The 16,481-nt window shown below is 68.0% G+C and carries 13 protein-coding genes; 4 read left to right on the top strand and 9 right to left on the bottom strand.

Features of this window, described 5'->3' with window-relative positions; translation table 11 throughout:
- Positions 1 to 47: 47 nt before the first annotated feature.
- The 3 genes from OO60_RS27015 (at position 48) to OO60_RS46580 (ending at position 4,827) form a co-directional block, all read left to right on the top strand.
- Positions 48 to 1,676, top strand: a complete 1,629-nt coding sequence (locus tag OO60_RS27015) for a GMC family oxidoreductase (RefSeq protein WP_003057333.1) — start codon at positions 48 to 50, stop codon at positions 1,674 to 1,676.
- On the top strand, positions 1,673 to 3,247 hold the full coding sequence (locus tag OO60_RS27010) for a succinic semialdehyde dehydrogenase (protein WP_003057331.1): 1,575 nt from the start codon (positions 1,673 to 1,675) through the stop codon (positions 3,245 to 3,247). The genes OO60_RS27015 and OO60_RS27010 overlap by 4 nt, the downstream gene beginning before the upstream one ends.
- A gap of 332 nt (positions 3,248 to 3,579) precedes the next feature.
- On the top strand, positions 3,580 to 4,827 hold the full coding sequence (locus OO60_RS46580) for a hypothetical protein (protein ID WP_155848809.1): 1,248 nt from the start codon (positions 3,580 to 3,582) through the stop codon (positions 4,825 to 4,827).
- A 15-nt stretch (positions 4,828 to 4,842) separates the two neighbouring features.
- Here the strand turns inward: OO60_RS46580 and OO60_RS46575 are convergent, their stop codons facing one another.
- The 8 genes from OO60_RS46575 to OO60_RS26985 all read right to left on the bottom strand — a co-directional run bounded on the left by OO60_RS46575 (position 4,843) and on the right by OO60_RS26985 (position 12,802).
- Positions 4,843 to 5,823 carry an HD domain-containing protein gene (locus OO60_RS46575; RefSeq protein WP_156081325.1) on the bottom strand — a complete coding sequence of 327 codons (981 nt, stop codon included), beginning with the start codon at positions 5,821 to 5,823 and terminating at the stop codon, positions 4,843 to 4,845.
- Positions 5,816 to 6,538 (bottom strand): hypothetical protein, encoded by a 723-nt coding sequence (locus OO60_RS46570; RefSeq protein ID WP_156081324.1) that lies wholly within the window; start codon positions 6,536 to 6,538, stop codon positions 5,816 to 5,818. Before OO60_RS46570 ends, OO60_RS46575 begins: the two co-directional genes overlap by 8 nt.
- 855 nt (positions 6,539 to 7,393) lie before the next feature.
- Positions 7,394 to 8,851, bottom strand: coding sequence for a phospholipase D-like domain-containing protein (locus OO60_RS27005; RefSeq protein ID WP_033262352.1), 1,458 nt, complete (start codon positions 8,849 to 8,851; stop codon positions 7,394 to 7,396).
- Between the two features lie 51 nt (positions 8,852 to 8,902).
- Positions 8,903 to 9,811, bottom strand: coding sequence for a PDR/VanB family oxidoreductase (locus tag OO60_RS27000; protein WP_003057326.1), 909 nt, complete (start codon positions 9,809 to 9,811; stop codon positions 8,903 to 8,905).
- Positions 9,808 to 9,969 (bottom strand): hypothetical protein, encoded by a 162-nt coding sequence (locus OO60_RS47215; RefSeq protein ID WP_063749421.1) that lies wholly within the window; start codon positions 9,967 to 9,969, stop codon positions 9,808 to 9,810. The genes OO60_RS27000 and OO60_RS47215 overlap by 4 nt, the downstream gene beginning before the upstream one ends.
- Positions 9,966 to 11,006 carry an aromatic ring-hydroxylating oxygenase subunit alpha gene (locus OO60_RS26995; RefSeq protein WP_003057320.1) on the bottom strand — a complete coding sequence of 347 codons (1,041 nt, stop codon included), beginning with the start codon at positions 11,004 to 11,006 and terminating at the stop codon, positions 9,966 to 9,968. Before OO60_RS26995 ends, OO60_RS47215 begins: the two co-directional genes overlap by 4 nt.
- A gap of 67 nt (positions 11,007 to 11,073) precedes the next feature.
- Positions 11,074 to 11,838, bottom strand: coding sequence for an IclR family transcriptional regulator (locus OO60_RS26990; protein ID WP_051767779.1), 765 nt, complete (start codon positions 11,836 to 11,838; stop codon positions 11,074 to 11,076).
- A 22-nt stretch (positions 11,839 to 11,860) separates the two neighbouring features.
- Positions 11,861 to 12,802 carry an acyl-ACP desaturase gene (locus tag OO60_RS26985; RefSeq protein ID WP_033262351.1) on the bottom strand — a complete coding sequence of 314 codons (942 nt, stop codon included), beginning with the start codon at positions 12,800 to 12,802 and terminating at the stop codon, positions 11,861 to 11,863.
- Positions 12,803 to 12,940: 138 nt separating this feature from the next.
- Between OO60_RS26985 and OO60_RS26980 the strand changes: the two genes are divergently transcribed.
- Positions 12,941 to 16,267, top strand: coding sequence for a TM0106 family RecB-like putative nuclease (locus tag OO60_RS26980; protein ID WP_033262350.1), 3,327 nt, complete (start codon positions 12,941 to 12,943; stop codon positions 16,265 to 16,267).
- Here OO60_RS26980 and OO60_RS46565 read toward each other — a convergent pair.
- Entirely contained in the window at positions 16,222 to 16,380 is a 159-nt protein-coding gene (locus OO60_RS46565; protein ID WP_155849059.1) for a hypothetical protein, read from the bottom strand. The genes OO60_RS26980 and OO60_RS46565 overlap by 46 nt on opposite strands.
- Positions 16,381 to 16,481: the final 101 nt, after the last annotated feature.

The raw sequence follows: 16,481 nt of genomic DNA, 5'->3' as shown, positions 1-16,481 counted from the left end.
CTAGAACACGTTACAGTTCTGGTGGCCGGTCGTAGCGAGGAGCGGACATGGCGAACAGGGCGGCGCGCGGCGACGAGGCCGACTACGTCGTCGTCGGGTCGGGGAGCTCGGGGGCGGCGATCGCGGGGCGGCTGGCGCAGGCCGGGGCCAGCGTGATCGTCCTCGAAGCCGGCAAGAGCGACGAGCAGCTGCTGGTGAAGAAGCCCGGGCTGGTCGGCCCGATGCACGCCGTGCCGCAGCTCAAGGCGCTCAACGACTGGGGCTTCTACGGCGTCCCGCAGAAACACGTTCTCGATCGCCGGATGCCGGTGCCGCGCGGCCGGGTCGTCGGCGGCTCCAGCTCCATCAACGGCATGGTCTACGTCCGCGGCAACCGCGCCAACTTCGACTCCTGGGCCGCCGAGGGCAACACCGGCTGGGACGCCGACAGCGTCAACGCCGCCTACAAGCGCATGGAGGACTTCGAGGACGGCGAGAACGCCTTCCGCGGCGCGGGCGGCCCAATCCGGGTCACCCGTGCGAAGCACCCCCAGGAAGGCTCGCTGCAGTTCGTCGACGCCACCGCCGACGCGCTCGGCTGCAAGATCCTCGACGACTACAACGCCGAGTCCCAAGAAGGCGTCAGCCGGATGCAGCAGAACGCCGCCGACGGCCTGCGCTACAGCGCCTCACGCGGCTACCTCCACCACCTCGCGCCCCCGACGCTGGAACTCCAGGACCGGGTGGTGGCCGAGAAGGTGCTGATCGAGAACGGCCGCGCCGTCGGCGTCGAGGTCCTCGACCGCGGCCGCCGCCGCACCATCCGCGCCGGCCAGGAGGTCATCCTCGCCGCCGGTGTCATCGGGTCCGCGCAGCTGCTCATGCTGTCGGGCATCGGCCACGCCGAGCACCTCAAGGAACACGGCATCGACGTCGTCGCCGACCTGCCGGTCGGGGACAACATGCACGACCACATGTTCCACGCACTGACGTTCCACGTGTCGACCAGCAAGAACAAGGGCACCGCGCCGTACTTCGCCCGCGGCCTGGCCCGCGAGCTGCTGCGGCCGGGCAGCACGTTCCTGGCCAACTCGGTCTTCGAAGCGGTCGCGTTCCTGCGGACCTCGCAGGCCGGTGCCGTCCCCGACCTGCAGCTGCACCTGCTGCCGTGGGCCTACGTGTCGCCCAACCAGGACGCGCCGATCCGCCACGACGTCGACAAGCGGCCCGCGCTCACCGTGCTGACGACCCTGATCTACCCGAAGAGCCGCGGCACGCTGCGGCTCGCCTCGGCCGACCCGGCCGCGGCGCCGCTCATCGACTTCCAGTACCTGTCCGACCCGGCCGACCTCGAACTGCTCGGCGAGGGCTCGGAGATGGTGCGCGAGATCTTCGCGTCCAAGGCGTTCAAAGGTGCGGTCAAGGAAGAGATCCACCCGGGCAAGGACCTCACGGGCCAGGCGCTGCGCGACGCCATCCTCAACCGCGCGACATCGGTCTACCACGGCGTCGGTACTTGCCGGATGGGCGTCGACGAGCTCGCCGTCGTCGGCCCCGACCTGCGCGTGAACGGGGTCGAGGGCTTGCGGGTCTGCGACGCCTCGATCATGCCGTCGATCACCGGCGGCAACACCAACGCGCCCTGCATCATGATCGGCGAAATGGGCGCCCAGCTCGTTCTCGGGAGCCGGTCATGACGCTCACGCCACTCGGCCTCGGCCGTCCCGCGTCGGTCACCGACGCCTTCCTGCAGCAGCTGGTCTCCCGCGTGCCGGGCTCGTCCGGCGAGACCTGGAAGCTCACCGAGGTCTATACCGGCGACGTGCTCGTCGAGTTGCCGCAGTCGACGGCCGACGACATCGAGCGGGCGTTCGCCGCCGCCCGGGAGGCCCAGCGGAAGTGGGCGGCGACACCGGTCAAGCAGCGGCTGGCGGTGTTCCGGCGGGCGCACGCGCTGTTCGTCGAGCACGCGCGGACCGTCGCCGACCTCATCCAGGTCGAGAGCGGCAAGAACCGGCGGATGGCGATCGAGGAGACCTGCGACCCGCCGATGGTGATGAGCCACTACCTGAAGCGGGCGGCCCGGTTGCTGGCGCCGGTGAAGCGCGGCGGCCCGGTCCCGATGCTCACCACGTCGACCGAGGTCCGGCTGCCCAAGGGCGTGGTCGGCATCATCGCGCCGTGGAACTTCCCGTTCGCCACCGGCGTTTCCGACGCGGTGCCCGCCCTGATGGCCGGCAACGCGGTGGTGCTGAAGCCGGACAACAAGACCGCCCTCTCGCCGCTGTACGGTGTCCGGCTGCTGGAGGAGGCGGGCCTGCCGGAGGGGCTGTTCCAGGTGGTCTGCGGCGAGGGCCCGGACGTCGGGCCGCCGCTGATCGACCGCGCGGACTACGTGATGTTCACCGGCTCGACGGCGACCGGCCGGGTGATCGGCGAACGCGCGGGCCGCAACCTGATCGGCTGCTGCCTCGAGCTCGGCGGCAAGAACCCGATGATCGTGCTCGAGGACGCCGATTTCTCGCAGGCGGTGCCGGGCGCGGTCTTCGGCGCGTTCGGCAACACCGGCCAGATCTGCATGCACATCGAGCGGATCTACCTGCCGGAGTCCCGCTACGACGAGTTCAAGACGGCGTTCGTGGCGGCGGCCGCGGCCCTCGACGTCCGCGCGGCGTACGACTTCGGCCCCGACATGGGTTCGCTGGTCTCGGTGGACCACATGCGCCGGGTGAAGTCCCATGTGGACGATGCGGTGGCGAAGGGCGCGACGGTGCTGCACGGCGGCAAGCCCCGCCCCGACCTGGGCCCGGCGTTCTTCGAGCCGACGATCCTCGAGGGCGTCACCACGGACATGCTGTGCGGCGTCACCGAAACCTTCGGCCCGGTGGTGGCCCTGCACAAGTACCGCACGGTCGACGAGGCCGTGGCGCTGGCCAACGACACGGACTACGGCCTGAACGCCTCGGTCTGGAGCGGCGACGTCGTGGCGGGGTGCGCGCTGGCGGCGCGGATCGAGTCGGGGAACGTCAACGTCAACGACGTCCTGGCGACGGCTTACGCGGCGAAGGGCACCCCGTCCGGCGGGGTGAAGAACTCCGGCGTCGGCGCGCGGCACGGTGACCAGGGGCTGCTCAAGTACACGGACGTGCAGAACCTGGCCGTGCTGAAGAAGCAGGTCATGGGGCCGCGGCCGGGCCAGGGGTACGAAAAGTACGTGGAGAGCATGCTTTCCGGGCTCAAGCTGATGCGGAAGCTGCGGATCCGGTAGCGCTGAGCGGCATCTGGGCTTACGAGTGTGAGGCGATGGCCAGTTGGTCTGCTAGGCCTATTTTCGGCTTGGTTGTTGTCGCACTTCATGATCACTTACTTGATCACCGTGTAACTGGCCTAAACCGCGGAACCTGCCGGAAGCGCCGGCGGCGGCATCGTCTGCCGCTGGCTTTCACTCGGGACCAAGATCGGCAGCTAGCTTTGCCTTCATGTCACCCATCAGCCACGACTGCAGGTGGCGGCGTGCCTGTGTTAGATCAACTGCCGAAATCAGAGCTCCTGGAGAGAGAGCGCTGGCGCGATGATTGACCAAGCTGTAAGGTAAGTCACATGGAAAACCCTCCTATAGCGCTGGACAATTCTACCTTTATCAGTGCTCAGGAGTTCATTTGTGCTCAAAACCGCGGTGAGCGCAGTTTGGATCCATTCGCCCGGCAATCGTATATTGAACTCGTTCAATCGATTATCTTCCAGCCTGCAGTGAGTGTGATCCATCCGGTCAATCTTGACCCTAGGCCTCATGACTTCGGCGAAGAGCCTTATCTGTTGCGTCGGTTGTTCGAACTTGGCGTGGTGTCACCAGTTCGTGTTCATGCCGGATCGGTTCGGCGCCTCGCTGATGCAGAGGCGGACGTTCTCGTGACACTTCAAACTAAGGGCATTGCGGCGATGCTCTCCTATTTGAACTCGATGGAAACATGTGATCGCGAGACCGAGGCTGCGGGAGGGCTGGGGCTCCGGCGAAGGATATTGCAATGGAACCAGTTTCATCAATCGCAGATTCCTCATCACTTAGTGCGCGTGCCCACTAAGGATGGGATTGAAGTAGATCGCCTTGGCGAGTGGGTTCGCGCCGCCTCGGTGTCGATCGGTGAACTGTTTCGCCCGATGATGCCTGATGCGGTCGAACCTTCGAACCTGATTGCGGCACTGGCGAGATCCTTGAAATATCAGGCCCGCGCCACGGTTGCCGGCCATGCTTACCAGCCTCATGGGCTCCGGCGAGATTTTGCGGTTACCGGTCAAATTTTTTCTGCGGATCTTGGGGAAGACGTTGCGATCGATATTATCAAATTGGTGCGTGGTATACATTCAGGGCTGAATTATTCAGGCAGTTCGAAGTTGGCTCGTCAGCTCGAACTACTTCGCCTTGAGCTTCCCTTGGTAGGGGGCAGATTGTGGAGTGATGAAGAGGCTGGTGTGCGACCCGAGCGTGAATGGATCAATCTAGTTTGCGATCGAATCTTGAGTTATCGAAGGGAGGCAGCGCCTCTTCGCGATATTGTCCGGAGCGTCAAGACTGAAGAAGACGTTCTTCGCTTCGAAAGAGGCATTGACGAGATTGCACAGAAGCTCAACGAACGCCTGGGATTGAGTACGGCAGAATTGACGCCATTGGAGAAGCAGCTTGCGGAAGGTTTATCGGCAGCGGCGACGACTGTGCCGGGAATTCCTAAGGTTGGAGGCATTTGGGTGGGGGCGCGGACTGCCTTGAAGCGTTATTCATTTCGGGGCAGTCCGGCTCAAAAGTTCATCTACCAGGAGTATCTAAGTGCATGGCGGCGCGCCAACGGTTGATGCGTAAGCGTCATATCATGGTAACTGTTGCATAAAAGATCGCATAGGTTCATTGTGCTGAATGTAGTCGATTTCTGGGACTAAATCAATCAATGTGTTGTCAGATGCTAGATTGTGTTGTAGGCAGTAGGTAAAGATGTCGACTTCGGTCCACTGAGTCAGATGCTCGCTAGCGCTGCGACCGAGATTGTCTAGCAGTGGCGCTATCAAGGTTTCCCGAATCAGTTGGCCGTGACACACCTTTTCGTTATTTAGTGGAAAGATATGTTCTCTTAATAGTTCGTCGCGAAGGAACCTCCTGATATTCCAGAACCTCTCGTTCTGAAGTACGCTTTCGTTCCAAAAACTGTGATCTGCCAAAAAGCGATGAGCCGATCTAAATACGAGCGAGTTGAAGTTCTGGGTGTATCTCGGTATATCGCGGTCTCGGTTCAAGGAATTGTGCAGGTATTGCAGCTCTTCGAGGAAGGTTGCATCGCCTACTGGTAGTCGCATCAGGTCTAATGCTTCGGTTGGCAGGTCGGAGGGCGTGAGGTTTAGGCCGGTGATCGTGAAGAGGGTGTCTTCAATGAATCCTGTCACAATGTCGGCTAACAAGACGATTTGTGCTGGATCGTTCAGTAATGCTATGTCCTTATTGGCTACGCCGACTGCCTGTTCGACTGTTCTGTCCGGAAGTCGGCCTGCTATGAAACGTGCAATGTCATGAGCCTGATCAAAATTTCCTCTTTCTGAATTATGTGCAAAAGGCCACCGATTGATGTCGTGTAACCAGGAGAGAAGTAGTACCTCTTGCCGATCAACGCCGCGGTAATTTGCCATTGATAGTGCAAGGGATGTAACTCGGGCGACGTGATCGTAGCGTGAAAACGCGCGCGTCCGTTGATCTCCGCCATGTGGATACACGGTGATGAAACCGGTGATGTCTCGGAGTCTGCTCGCTGCGGAGTGAAGCCAGCCTGGTAGCAATGATGCGCGGGTCCTGTCGCTATTCACTGTCGAGTCCTCTGCCGAAATGCCCAACCCATGCGCGTTCGGTGAAAACAGAATCGGGTACGAGTTCGATTTGGTACTTATGCAGGGCCAAACTGACTGCCGATTGTCTGATTTGGCCGGCTACTCGAACTCGTCGGTCGGCTAGGACGGTGAACTGAGAGACTTTTTTTCCTGCATAATCGGCGATCCACGAAATATTTTTTCCTAAGTTGGCGGAGCTGAGTCGGCCGACTTTGCACTTTGCTCGCTGAGTTTGCGGACAATTGCACGGTATGCATCGCGATGTGGCGCCCCTCGATCGGTGCCATGTGCCCAACTCTTCCGGTTTGCTTCTCGCCAGGGCGATCGCGCAGGATGTACTCCTGTAAACCGGGTATCCCACAATTTTGGCAGCATTGGAAATATCCAGCCAAGTCGATTGGTCCCAGATCTCGCCACTTGCTTCCGAGTTGTGCTCCAAGAGTCTGTCGTCGATCAGGTCGGCCTGATCGATTCCGGGACCAATCGCCAAGCCGATGGCGACCGACGCGCGGAATCCGGCATTTTTGAGCTTACTGATTGTTTCGACTGACCATTCCTTTGATGGAATGCTCTTTCTCGTGATCGGCCGCCAGAAGTGAATGGGGGTGATGTTTGTCAAGTTGTGGTAAGCGCCTGCGGCTGCGAAGGTTCCCTCCGGGGTGAGAACGGGACCTGTCTCTGTTGGTCGGTCCATCGTCACTCGATGAAAAGACTGGGAGTGGAACGCGATTATTCTGACCCCTAATGTGTCGAGCTCTTGGGCGAATGGCCGAGACATTCGCCCCTTGGATACGAGTACGATGATCCGGTCGATCTTTCTGGTGGCTACCTCGCTAACAAAATCATATAGGTACTGCCGGTTTGATGGTGTCATAAGCATGTCTGTATAGTTTCCTATGCAGACTGGAGTTGAATCTGGGCTATTGAGCAGGTCGTCGCGAGTATCGGCAAGATAGTCGCATAGCAATTCAACTGATTCTTGGGGAGACAGCCTCACGTTTGGGCGGTGTGCCCGTAGGTCTATTGGGCCAAGGTAGCAGTACGAACACCTGGCTGGACAGCCGATTATCGGGTCGACGCTTATCCAAGTGTCATGTTCCGCGATAATTGGAACGACGTCCTGACGCGTTGTACTGCTTGGCAATTCGGATGCACCTCCTATCTGGTGCCGGTTCTGCCGAAGGGGCACGGTGAGTAGTCTAGCGTGAGCAGTCGTAGTTACGCATTGCGCAGGATCAGTGTTCCTCTGGATCTTGCGGCTCAGGCAGTCGTTGCTGATGAAGCGGGCAGCTTGCGTCGGTCGCAGTGGCCGTAGCCGTTACGAAGAGCTATCGTCGCGCGTTCGGCTCGCGCCCGATTGGGGGCCTGGCACTCGACCGATGGACTGCGCGGAGCGCAAAGTCTAATAGTTTGTCCACTAGAAGGTGCTGCATCAGCACTGGGTGGTAACCGTTTGAATAGGGCGGACAGCGACCGTAGCCACAGAGGGCTACGTCCTGCGCCCCCTGCGGTCTGAGGGAGACCCTGCAATCCTTATTGAGTTCAGGGCTCAGCCGTCCACCAGCAGTCCCCGCAACGGTCCCTGCAGCCGGGCCGCGCGGCGCGAGGTCCCCGGCAGCAGCACCAGCCGGTGGGTCCGCCGCTCGCCGTGGCGTTCCCGCTCGGCCTGCTCCTCGGCCAGCGGCCGCCACAGGTTGTCCACGACGTCGGCCGGGTCGCGCGCGTCCAGCTCCGGCACCGGACGCCCGAGGTGTTCGGCCCACAGCCGCAGCCGGGTGCTGCGGGCCACCTCGGGGTCGTCGGTGGTGAGGTTGACCTCGGTGTCGTTGAACAGCGAATGCTCGTTCAGGTTCGCCGAGCCCACGGTCAGCCACTCGTCGTCCACGATGCCGAGCTTCGCGTGGACGTAGACCGGGGCCGACGCGTCCCCGTCGTGGGCGCTGATCGTCGCTGCCAGCAGGCGGTGGTGGCCGTCGTCGGCGTCCAGCAGCCTGCCCAGCTGGCCGCGGGTGGTGTCCGAGCCGTTGCTGGGCTTGCGCGGCAGCACCAGGACCACCCGGAAGCGGTCGTCGGGCGGGTTCCGGAGCTTGTCCAGCAGGACCTCGGCGATCTCCGGCGACCACAGGAACTGGTTCTCCAGGTAGACCAGCCGCCGCGCCGAGCGCAGGGCGCGCAGGTAGCCGTCGAGCACGGTGAACTCGCCCTTCGGCAGGAAGCCGTAGGTGTCGTTCGGCACCGTCTTCTGCAGCTGGACGCGGCTGGCGCCGGCGGCCGGCGGGACCGCCGGCTCGGGCAGCGTCTCGCCGGCCACCTCGGTCCACCGCCGCCGGAAGTGGACGGCGACGTCGGCGACGGCGGGCCCTTCGACCCGCGCCATCAGGTCGTGCCACCCGATCGGCCGCGGCGGGTGCTCCGGGCTGTCGTGCCGGTCGCCCTCGAGCGCGGTGAAGTCGACACCGCCGACGAAGGCGACGGCGTCGTCGACGATGACGAGCTTTTCGTGGTGGCAGTGCAGAGTCCGCTCACGGGCGTCCAGCACGCAGCGCACGCCGGTGCCTTCGGTGAACTTCCGCTGTTCCGAGCGCGCCAGTTTCCGCGACGGCTGGAAGGCGGGGAACGGCGGCCCGGCCCACAGCAGGACGCGGACTTCGACGCCCCGCGCGGCGGCCTCGGCCAGCAGCTCGCGCAGGGTGGGCGAACCGGGCTCCCGCGTCAGCCGGAAGTCCGCGCTGGCGTGCCAGTTGGCGATGTGCACGTGCGAGGTCGCCCGCCGGACGGCCTCGGCCACGGCGGGCAGCGACTCCTCCCCGTCGACCAGCACCTCGACCCGGTTGCCGTCGCGAACGGGCGCCCGGCCGCCGAGCCGGTCACCGGCCCCGCCGGGTTCGAGCACCTCACCCCACCCGAGCCGGCGCAGCCGCCGCCGGTGGTGGGCGCACAGGATCCGCTCCAGGCTGTCGCCGAGCCGCTCGTCCACCTTATCCACGAAAGAGTGAAAAGTTCTCACCCGTCCTATGTCACTACAGATCGGCCCGGTTCGCCGCGCAGCGACGCAGCGTCAGAGGTCGAGCACCAGCCGCGGCGAACACGCCCGGGACACACACAGCATCATCACCTCGTTCTCCAGCCGCTCGTCCGCGGTCAGCACCGAATCCCGGTGGTCCGGCTCCCCGCCCAGCACGCCGGTTTCGCACGTGCCGCACGTCCCTTCCCGGCACGACGACAGCACCGTGACGCCGGCTTCCTCGACCACCTCCAGGATCGACCGGTCCGCGGGCACCGGCAGCACCCGCCCCGACCCGGCGAGCTCGACCTCGAACGCCGTGCGCGGCCCCTCGTCCGCAACGGCCGTAAAGCGCTCGACATGCAGGTCGTCCGGCTTCAGCGCCTCCACCGCGGCCAGCAGCGGCTGCGGGCCGCAGCAGTACACCGCCGTGCCCGGCCCGGCCGAGGCCAGCAGCGCCGGCAGGTCCAGCAGCCCGTGCTCGTCCTGCGGCCGGAAGACGACCCGGTCGCCGTGGCGGGCCAGCTCGTCCGCGAAGGCCATCGAGGAACGGGTCCGGCCGCCGTAGACCAGCTGCCAGTCACCGCCCGCGCGGGCGAGCATCGGCAGGATCGGCGTGATGCCGATGCCGCCCGCGATGAACAGGTACCGTCCGGCGTCCACCAGCGGGAAGTGGTTGCGCGGGGCGGAAACCTCGACGCGATCCCCGGCGGACAGCTTGTCGTGCACGTACGCCGAGCCGCCGCGGCCGCCGGGCTCGTGCAGCACCGCCACCTGGTACGCCGAGGTGTCCGCCGGGTCGCCGCACAGCGAGTACTGCCGCACGAAGCCCGGCAGGACCAGGTCGATGTGGGCCCCCGGCTCCCACGGCGGCAGTGAACCGCCGCCGGGTGCGCGCAGCGTCAGCCGGGCCACCCCGTCGGCGATCTCTTCCTTGCGGTCCACCAGGAGTTCGAGGGTCATCGGTGTCCTTCGGGGTGGGCGAGCAGCCAGTCCCACAGCTGCACGGGGTCGTCGAACTCGCGCTCGGCGCCGCAGTGGCAGACCGCGCGCAGCCGGTCCGTGCCGAGCACCCAGTGGATCCGGTTGACGCGGTCGCCCGTCAGCATCGGCCGGGTCATGACGTGACCGGCCCGGTCAGCCGCTGCAGCAGGCGGCGGGCCGCGAGGCCGCCGGTGTCGATGTTGATCGACAGCTCCTGGTAGCCGTCCGGTTCGGTGGCGATCACCCGCTCGAGGACGTCGAGGGCTTCGACGTCCTGCAGCACCACGGTCCGGTTGTTCTCCGCGAGGAACGCCGACACGCCTTCGTCGTCGAGCGCGAAGTCGCGGGCCACCGCCCAGAAGTCGTGCGTCGAGTGCTCGGTTTCCGGGGTGATCGCGTACACGACCTCGACGTGGAAGGCGTCCGGGTCGCTGCCGTCCGGGTTCGGCACCGATCCGACCGGCGCGATGCGGCTGTGCAGCTTGTACAGGCACGGCGGGGTGTACTCGATGTCCTGCCAGCGCGTGATGCGGCCCTCCAGGCCGGTCGACTTGGCGTAGAAGGGCGGGCACGCCGCGTCGGCCATGTGCCGCGACACGTAGACGATCCCGGCCGCCTCGTCGACCTCGGTGGTGATCGGCGTTTCGGCGACTTCCGGGGTGCCGATGTAGCCGCCGTGCAGGTAGGTCTCGTGGGACAGGTCCAGCAGGTTGTCCACCAGCAGCGAGAACCGCGCCTTGAGCGGCTCCATCCCGCAGACCGTGGTGTAGCCCGGCGAGTCGAGCCAGGGCGCCCGCGGGATCGCCGAGGCGTCGGCCTTCGCGGGGTCGCCGATGAACACCCAGACGAAGGAGTCCTGTTCCACCAGCGGGTAGCGCGCCAGCCGCGCGGTCCGCGGCACCCGGGTCTGCCCGGGCACGGCCACGCACTTGCCGTCGACGCCGTAGGTGAAGCCGTGGTAGCCGCACACGACCTGGTCGTCGACGAGCCGCGAAGGCGCCTGGGACAACGGGAACCGCCGGTGCACGCACCGGTCGGCCATCGCGGTGACGCTCCCGTCGCGGGTCCGCCAGAACAGGATCGGCTCGCCGCAGACGGTGCGGCCGAACAGTTCGGTGCCGATCTCGGAGCTGTAGGCGGCGACGTACCACTGGTCGCGGGGAATGGCGCTCATCGGTCGTCCTTTCGTGGTGGGCCGGGTCACAGCCTGGGCGAGCGGCCCGGCACCACGAAGGGCACTTTCATAAGATGGAAAGCGCGCGGGAGATGGCGCGCGCGCTGGTCATCACCAGCGGGGCCAGCGCGTGCGGCGACGCGCTCCCGTACCGCACGACCAGCGACACCGCGGCCACCACCCGGCCCCGCCCGTCGTGGATCGGCGCACCGACCGACAGCGCGTCCCGGGTCACCTGGCGCTCGCTGATCGAGAACCCGTGCGTCCGCACGTCGGCCAGCAGGTGCCGGAGGCGGTCCGGGTCGGTCACCGTCTCGGGGGTGTACCGCTCGATCGGGCCGCCGAGCACCTCGTCCTGCACCTCGGCGGGGGCGTGGGCGAGCAGGACGAGCCCGACGCCCGTCGCGGTCAGCGCGAACCGGCCGCCGACGCGGGTCAGCACCGGCACCGCGCCCGTTCCGGCGATCCGCTCGATGTACACCACTTCGGTGCCTTCGCGGACGGCGAGCTGGACGTTCTCGCGGGTGATCTGCGAAAGGTCCTCCAGGAACGGCAGCGCGAGTTCCCGCAGGCCCAGGCCCCGCGGCGCGAGCGAGCCCAGCTCCCACAGCCGCAGCCCGACCCGGTAGACGCCGGCCTCGTCCCGCTCCAGCGCGCCCCACTCGCAGAACTCCCGCAGCAGGCGGTGCGCGGTCGCGGCCGGCAGCCCGGCCCGGCGTGCGACCTCGCCCAGCCGCAGCGCCGGCCGGTCCGGCGAGAACGCCGCGAGGACCCGCAGCGCGCGGCCGAGCACCGGCCCGGTGGCGCCGGGCACGCGACCTCGGTGCGGCACGGCGACCTCCGGCTGGTGTGGCTCAGGCGTCCACTATGCCCCGCGCGGCCCGGCGCGCGGCGGCCGCGTCACGGCGCTCCTCGAACCGGGACGCCTGCGTGTCCAGGCCCTTCAGGAAGGTCGCCAGCTCCTCACGGGCGGCTTCGCCGGCCGCGCCGAGGCCGGTCAGGTCGAAGACCTTCCAGTACCGCAGCAGTGGCTGCACGACGTCGTCGTGGTGGATGCGCAGGTCGTAAATGCCGGCCTTGGCCATCAGCGCGGCTTTGCGCTGGAAGCTCGGGATCACCGCGCCCGGCATCGCGAAGTTCAGCACCTCGTCGGTGATCGCACGCATCATGGCGTCCGGCGAGATCTCCAGCGCCGCCTTGACCAGGTTGCGGTAGAAGACCATGTGCAGGTTCTCGTCCGTGGACACCCGGGCCAGCAGCTTCTCGGCCAGCGGGTCCTGGGTGTAGCGGCCGGTGTTGCGGTGGGAAAGCCGGGTCGCCAGCTCCTGGAACGAGACGTACGCGCAGACGTTGAGCAGCGGCTTGTCGCCGGTGTCGTAGCCCGCCTGCATGGTCTCCATCCGCATCCGCTCCAGCTCGACCGGGTCGACGGCGCGGGTGACCAGCAGGTAGTCGCGGATGCAGATGCCGTGGCGGCCCTCCTCGGCCGTCCACCGGTGCACCCAGGTGCCCCACGCGCCGTCGCGGCCGAACGCGCGCTCGATTTCGCGGTGGTAGCTGGGCAGGTTGTCCTCGGTGAGGAGGTTGACCTCCAGGGCCGTCCGGGCGATCGGGCTCACCCGGGACTGCTCCGGGTCCCACGCTTCGCCGCCGAGCTCGGCGAAGTCGCGGCCCTGGCTCCACGGGACGTACTCGTGCGGCATCCACTCCTGGGCGGCGGCGAGGTGCCGGTTGAGGTTCTCTTCGACCGTGCCTTCCAGTTCGTGCAGCAGGCGGGTGGTTTCGGGGACCGGCATGGGGGATGTCCTTCCGTACCTACGCGACCGTAACTTACGGTGCCGTAGGAACCGACAACGGACGCGGGCGCCGCGGGGTTCCCGGCCCGGCGTGTCGGGCGGCGGCGGCCCGCGGCGGCCGTGTCAGACTGCGCGGCGATGGTCACCCCAGCCGATCTCGCCGACCTGCTCGAATGCGAGCACCGCAGCCTCCTCGTCCAAGCGCTCGCCGCGGGCCTGCCGGGAGCGCCGCGGCCCGAGCCCGGCAGCCACGAGCGCACCGACGCCGAAGACCTGACGCTCGCCGCGAAGGCGACGGAGGAGGCACTCCGCTCCGGCGCACCGGTGATCCACCGGGCCGTCTTCCTCGACGGCGGGTTCTCGGCGCAGGCGGACGTCCTGGTCCGGGACGGCGAAGGCCGCTACGAGGTCCACGACACGACCCCGGTCCGGCAGGCCACCCCCGCGACCGTCGTCCGGCTGACCGCGTGCGCCGACGCGCTGGCCCGCGCCGGCTGGCCCGCCGGGCCGCACCTGCACCTGAGGCTCACCGACGGCGGCACGCGGACCCTGCGCGTCGAGGACTTCCGGCCGCTCGTGGACCGGCTGCGGACCCGGCTGGCCGGGCGGCCGCCGCGGCTGCCGGTCCCGCTGTGGGCCGACGAGCGCCCGGCCTGCGCCGGCTGCGGCTTCGCCCGGCACTGCGCGACGGCCCGCGAAGCCGACCGGGACCTCTCGCTGGTCGCCGGCCTGCGCGCCGACCAGCGCCGCAAGCTGGTCGACGCCGGGCTCGGCTCGATCGACGCCCTGGCCGCGGCCGGCCCGGCCGACCGGCCGCGGGACCTGTCCGCGACCGCGTTCGCCACCTTGCGCGCCCAGGCCGCCCTGCAGGTCCGGCAGGACGCCACCGGCGAAGTCGCCTACGAGATCGTCGACCCGGACGAGCTGGCCGCCCTGCCCGCTCCCGCGCCCGGCGACGTGTTCGCCGATCTGGCCGGCGACCCGCACGCCCTGGCGGGCGAGGGGCTGGAGTACCTGTTCGGCGCGGTCGGCGGCCGGGAGTTCACGCCGTTCTGGGCGCACAGCCGGGCCCAGGAGCGGCGCGCGTTCGAGGAGTTCGTCGACTTCGCCGCGGCGCGGATCGCCGAGCACCCCGGCTCGCACGTCTACCACTACGCGCCGTACGAGGTCACCGCGATCAAACGGCTCGCGGCGGTGCACGGCACCCGCGAGGAGACCGTCGACCACCTGCTGCGCAGCGGCGCGGTGGTGGACCTGCACGCGGTCGTGCGCAAGGCGCTGCGCGTCTCGCAGCGGTCGTATTCGATCCGGCACCTCGAGCCGCTCTACCAGCCGGGCGCCCGCGCGAAGACCGCCGTGTCCGACGTCGACGCGTACGAGGAGTACCTGGCGTTCGCGCAGTCCGGGGAGCCGGAACGCGCCGGCGAGGTGCTGCGCCGCATCGCCGAGAACACCGAGGACGACTGCGTCTCCGCGCAGCGGCTGTTCGAGTTCCTGCACCGGGTCCGGGCCGAGGCGGGGATCGAGGTCCCGGAACCGGCCGTCGAATCCGCGGAGGACGCACTGCTGCGCGCGGCCGAGGAGGACGTCGCCGCCGAGCGGCGCGCCGAACGAGCCGCGCAGCTGGCCGCGCTGGTCGACCCGCTGCTCGACGGGCTGCCGGACGACCCCGGTGCCTTCACCGGCGAGGAACGGGCCCGCGCGCTGCTCGCGGCGTCCGTCGGCTACCACCGCCGCGAGACGAACCCGGCGTGGTGGGAGTACTTCCGCCAGCTGGCCGCGCCGCTCGGCGACCTCGAAGTGGACACCGCGTGCGCCGTGCCGGTCGCCCTGGACGCGGGGGAGTGGGTGCCGCCGTCCGGGCGGGCGCGCACCGCGAAGCGGACCCTGCAGCTGGCGTGCGACCCGGACCGGCCGCACCCGTTCGCACCGGGCGACGACGTGCGGCTGCGCTACGGCGACACCGCCCGCGACGCGAAGGTCGTCGCCGCGTCGGCCGTGGAGCTGACCCTGGAGGAAAGCTGCCCGCCGGACGCGACCACGAACGACCGGCCGTCCGCGGTGCTGCCCGGCAGCCCGGTCCGGCCCTCGCCCAAGGACGAGGCGGTCGCCGAGCTCGCCCGCCTGGTCGTCGACGCGCTCCCGGAGCTGCCCCGGCACCCCGGCGTCGACCTGCTCCGGCGGACCCCGCCGCGGCTGCGGGGCGGCGCGGCGCTGCCCGGACCGGGGCCGGACCTGGTCGCCACGGTGATCGAGGCGGTCGACGCACTGGACGGGTCGACGCTGGCCGTGCAGGGGCCGCCGGGCGCGGGCAAGACCTACCTCGCCGGGAAGCTGATCGCCCACCTCGTGCGGGCCGGGCGGACCGTCGCGGTGACGTCGAACAGCCACAAGGCCGTCGAGAACGTGCTGAGCGCGGCCATGAAGAGCGCACCGGACCTGCCGTGCGCCAAGCGCGCGAAGCGGACGCCGGACCCGGCGGCGCCCTGGGAGCAGCCGAAGAGCAACCCGGCGCTGGTGAAGTGGCGCGAGGAGCACGACACCGGGCACCTGGTCGGCGGCACGGCCTGGACGTTCGCCAACGCGGCGATCCGCGAAGAGCCGTTCGACCTGCTGATCATCGACGAAGCCGGGCAGTTCGCCCTGGCCGACGCGCTCGCGGTGTCGGTCTGCGCGCGCAACGTCCTGCTGCTGGGCGACCCGCAGCAGCTGCCGCAGGTGGTGCAGGGCACCCACCCGGCGGGCGCGGAGGCATCGGCGCTGGGGCACCTGATCGGCGAGGCGGACATCATGCCGCCGTCGCTGGGCTACTTCCTCGACGAGACGCGGCGCATGCACCCGGCGGTGTGCGAACCGGTGTCGAACCTGTCCTACGCCGGACGGCTGCACGCGCACGCCTCCGCCGCCGACCGCGCACTTGAGGGCGTCGCGGCGGGGCTGTATGTGTCCGAAGTGGACCACCACGGGAACACCACCCGGTCGGTGGAGGAAGCGGCCGCGGTGGTCCGCATCGTGTCCGAAGTGCACGGTCGCTTGTGGACCGACCACGGACCGCCGCGGCCGCTCGGCGACGCCGACATCCTCGTCGTGGCCCCGTACAACCTGCAGGCGCGGACGGTGACCCGCGCTCTGGCGGACGCCGGGTTCCCCGGGGTCAGGGTGGGCACGGTCGACCGGTTCCAGGGCCAGGAGGCCCCGGTGGTGATCACCACGATGACGTCGTCGTCGGCGGTCGACCTGCCGCGCGGCCTGGACTTCCTGCTGTCCCGCAACCGGCTCAACGTGGCGCTGTCACGGGCACAGGCCCTGGCGGTCCTGGTGTGCTCGCCGCGGCTGGTGGAGGCCGACATCCGCACGGTGGACCAGATGCGCCTGGTCGCGGGCATGATCGGCCTGATGGCGGCGGCCACGCCATGGCCTCAGCTGGGTGGTTCCACTTCGCCGGCGTCCTCGTCGACGTCCTGAGCGGCGGGCTGTTCCCGGTGGGTCTCGGGGATGGGCACGTCGAGGTCGAGTTCCGGGGTGCCGGGCGGCGGCGGGACGTCGGGGGTCAGCGGGCCTTCTTCGGATTCGGTCATGGAGGCGGGGTACCCCCGGGGCCGGGGCTGAAGCCGGCTCCGGGCGCCCACCGATGCCGCGAATGACTCATTCGGGACCTCCGGCGTCCCGAATGAGTCAT

It is taken from the genome of Amycolatopsis vancoresmycina (assembly GCF_000716785.1).
GTDB classification, from domain to species: Bacteria; Actinomycetota; Actinomycetes; order Mycobacteriales; family Pseudonocardiaceae; genus Amycolatopsis; species Amycolatopsis vancoresmycina.
The sequence above is the reverse complement of the archived record's forward strand: the minus strand, read 5'-3'. Positions and strand labels throughout refer to the sequence as shown.

Bases quoted from the DNA above. Each gene is read 5' to 3' on its own strand.
- OO60_RS46580 (WP_155848809.1), top strand. From the start codon at position 3,580: ATGGAAAACCCTCCTATAGCGCTGGACAATTCTACCTTTATCAGTGCT.
- OO60_RS27010 (WP_003057331.1), top strand. From the start codon at position 1,673: ATGACGCTCACGCCACTCGGCCTCGGCCGTCCCGCGTCGGTCACCGAC.
- OO60_RS27000 (WP_003057326.1), bottom strand. From the start codon at position 9,811: ATGACCCTCGAACTCCTGGTGGACCGCAAGGAAGAGATCGCCGACGGG.
- OO60_RS47215 (WP_063749421.1), bottom strand. From the start codon at position 9,969: ATGACCCGGCCGATGCTGACGGGCGACCGCGTCAACCGGATCCACTGG.
- OO60_RS26995 (WP_003057320.1), bottom strand. From the start codon at position 11,006: ATGAGCGCCATTCCCCGCGACCAGTGGTACGTCGCCGCCTACAGCTCC.
- OO60_RS26985 (WP_033262351.1), bottom strand. From the start codon at position 12,802: ATGCCGGTCCCCGAAACCACCCGCCTGCTGCACGAACTGGAAGGCACG.
- OO60_RS46570 (WP_156081324.1), bottom strand. From the start codon at position 6,538: ATGGACCGACCAACAGAGACAGGTCCCGTTCTCACCCCGGAGGGAACC.
- OO60_RS26980 (WP_033262350.1), top strand. From the start codon at position 12,941: ATGGTCACCCCAGCCGATCTCGCCGACCTGCTCGAATGCGAGCACCGC.
- OO60_RS46565 (WP_155849059.1), bottom strand. From the start codon at position 16,380: ATGACCGAATCCGAAGAAGGCCCGCTGACCCCCGACGTCCCGCCGCCG.
- OO60_RS27015 (WP_003057333.1), top strand. From the start codon at position 48: ATGGCGAACAGGGCGGCGCGCGGCGACGAGGCCGACTACGTCGTCGTC.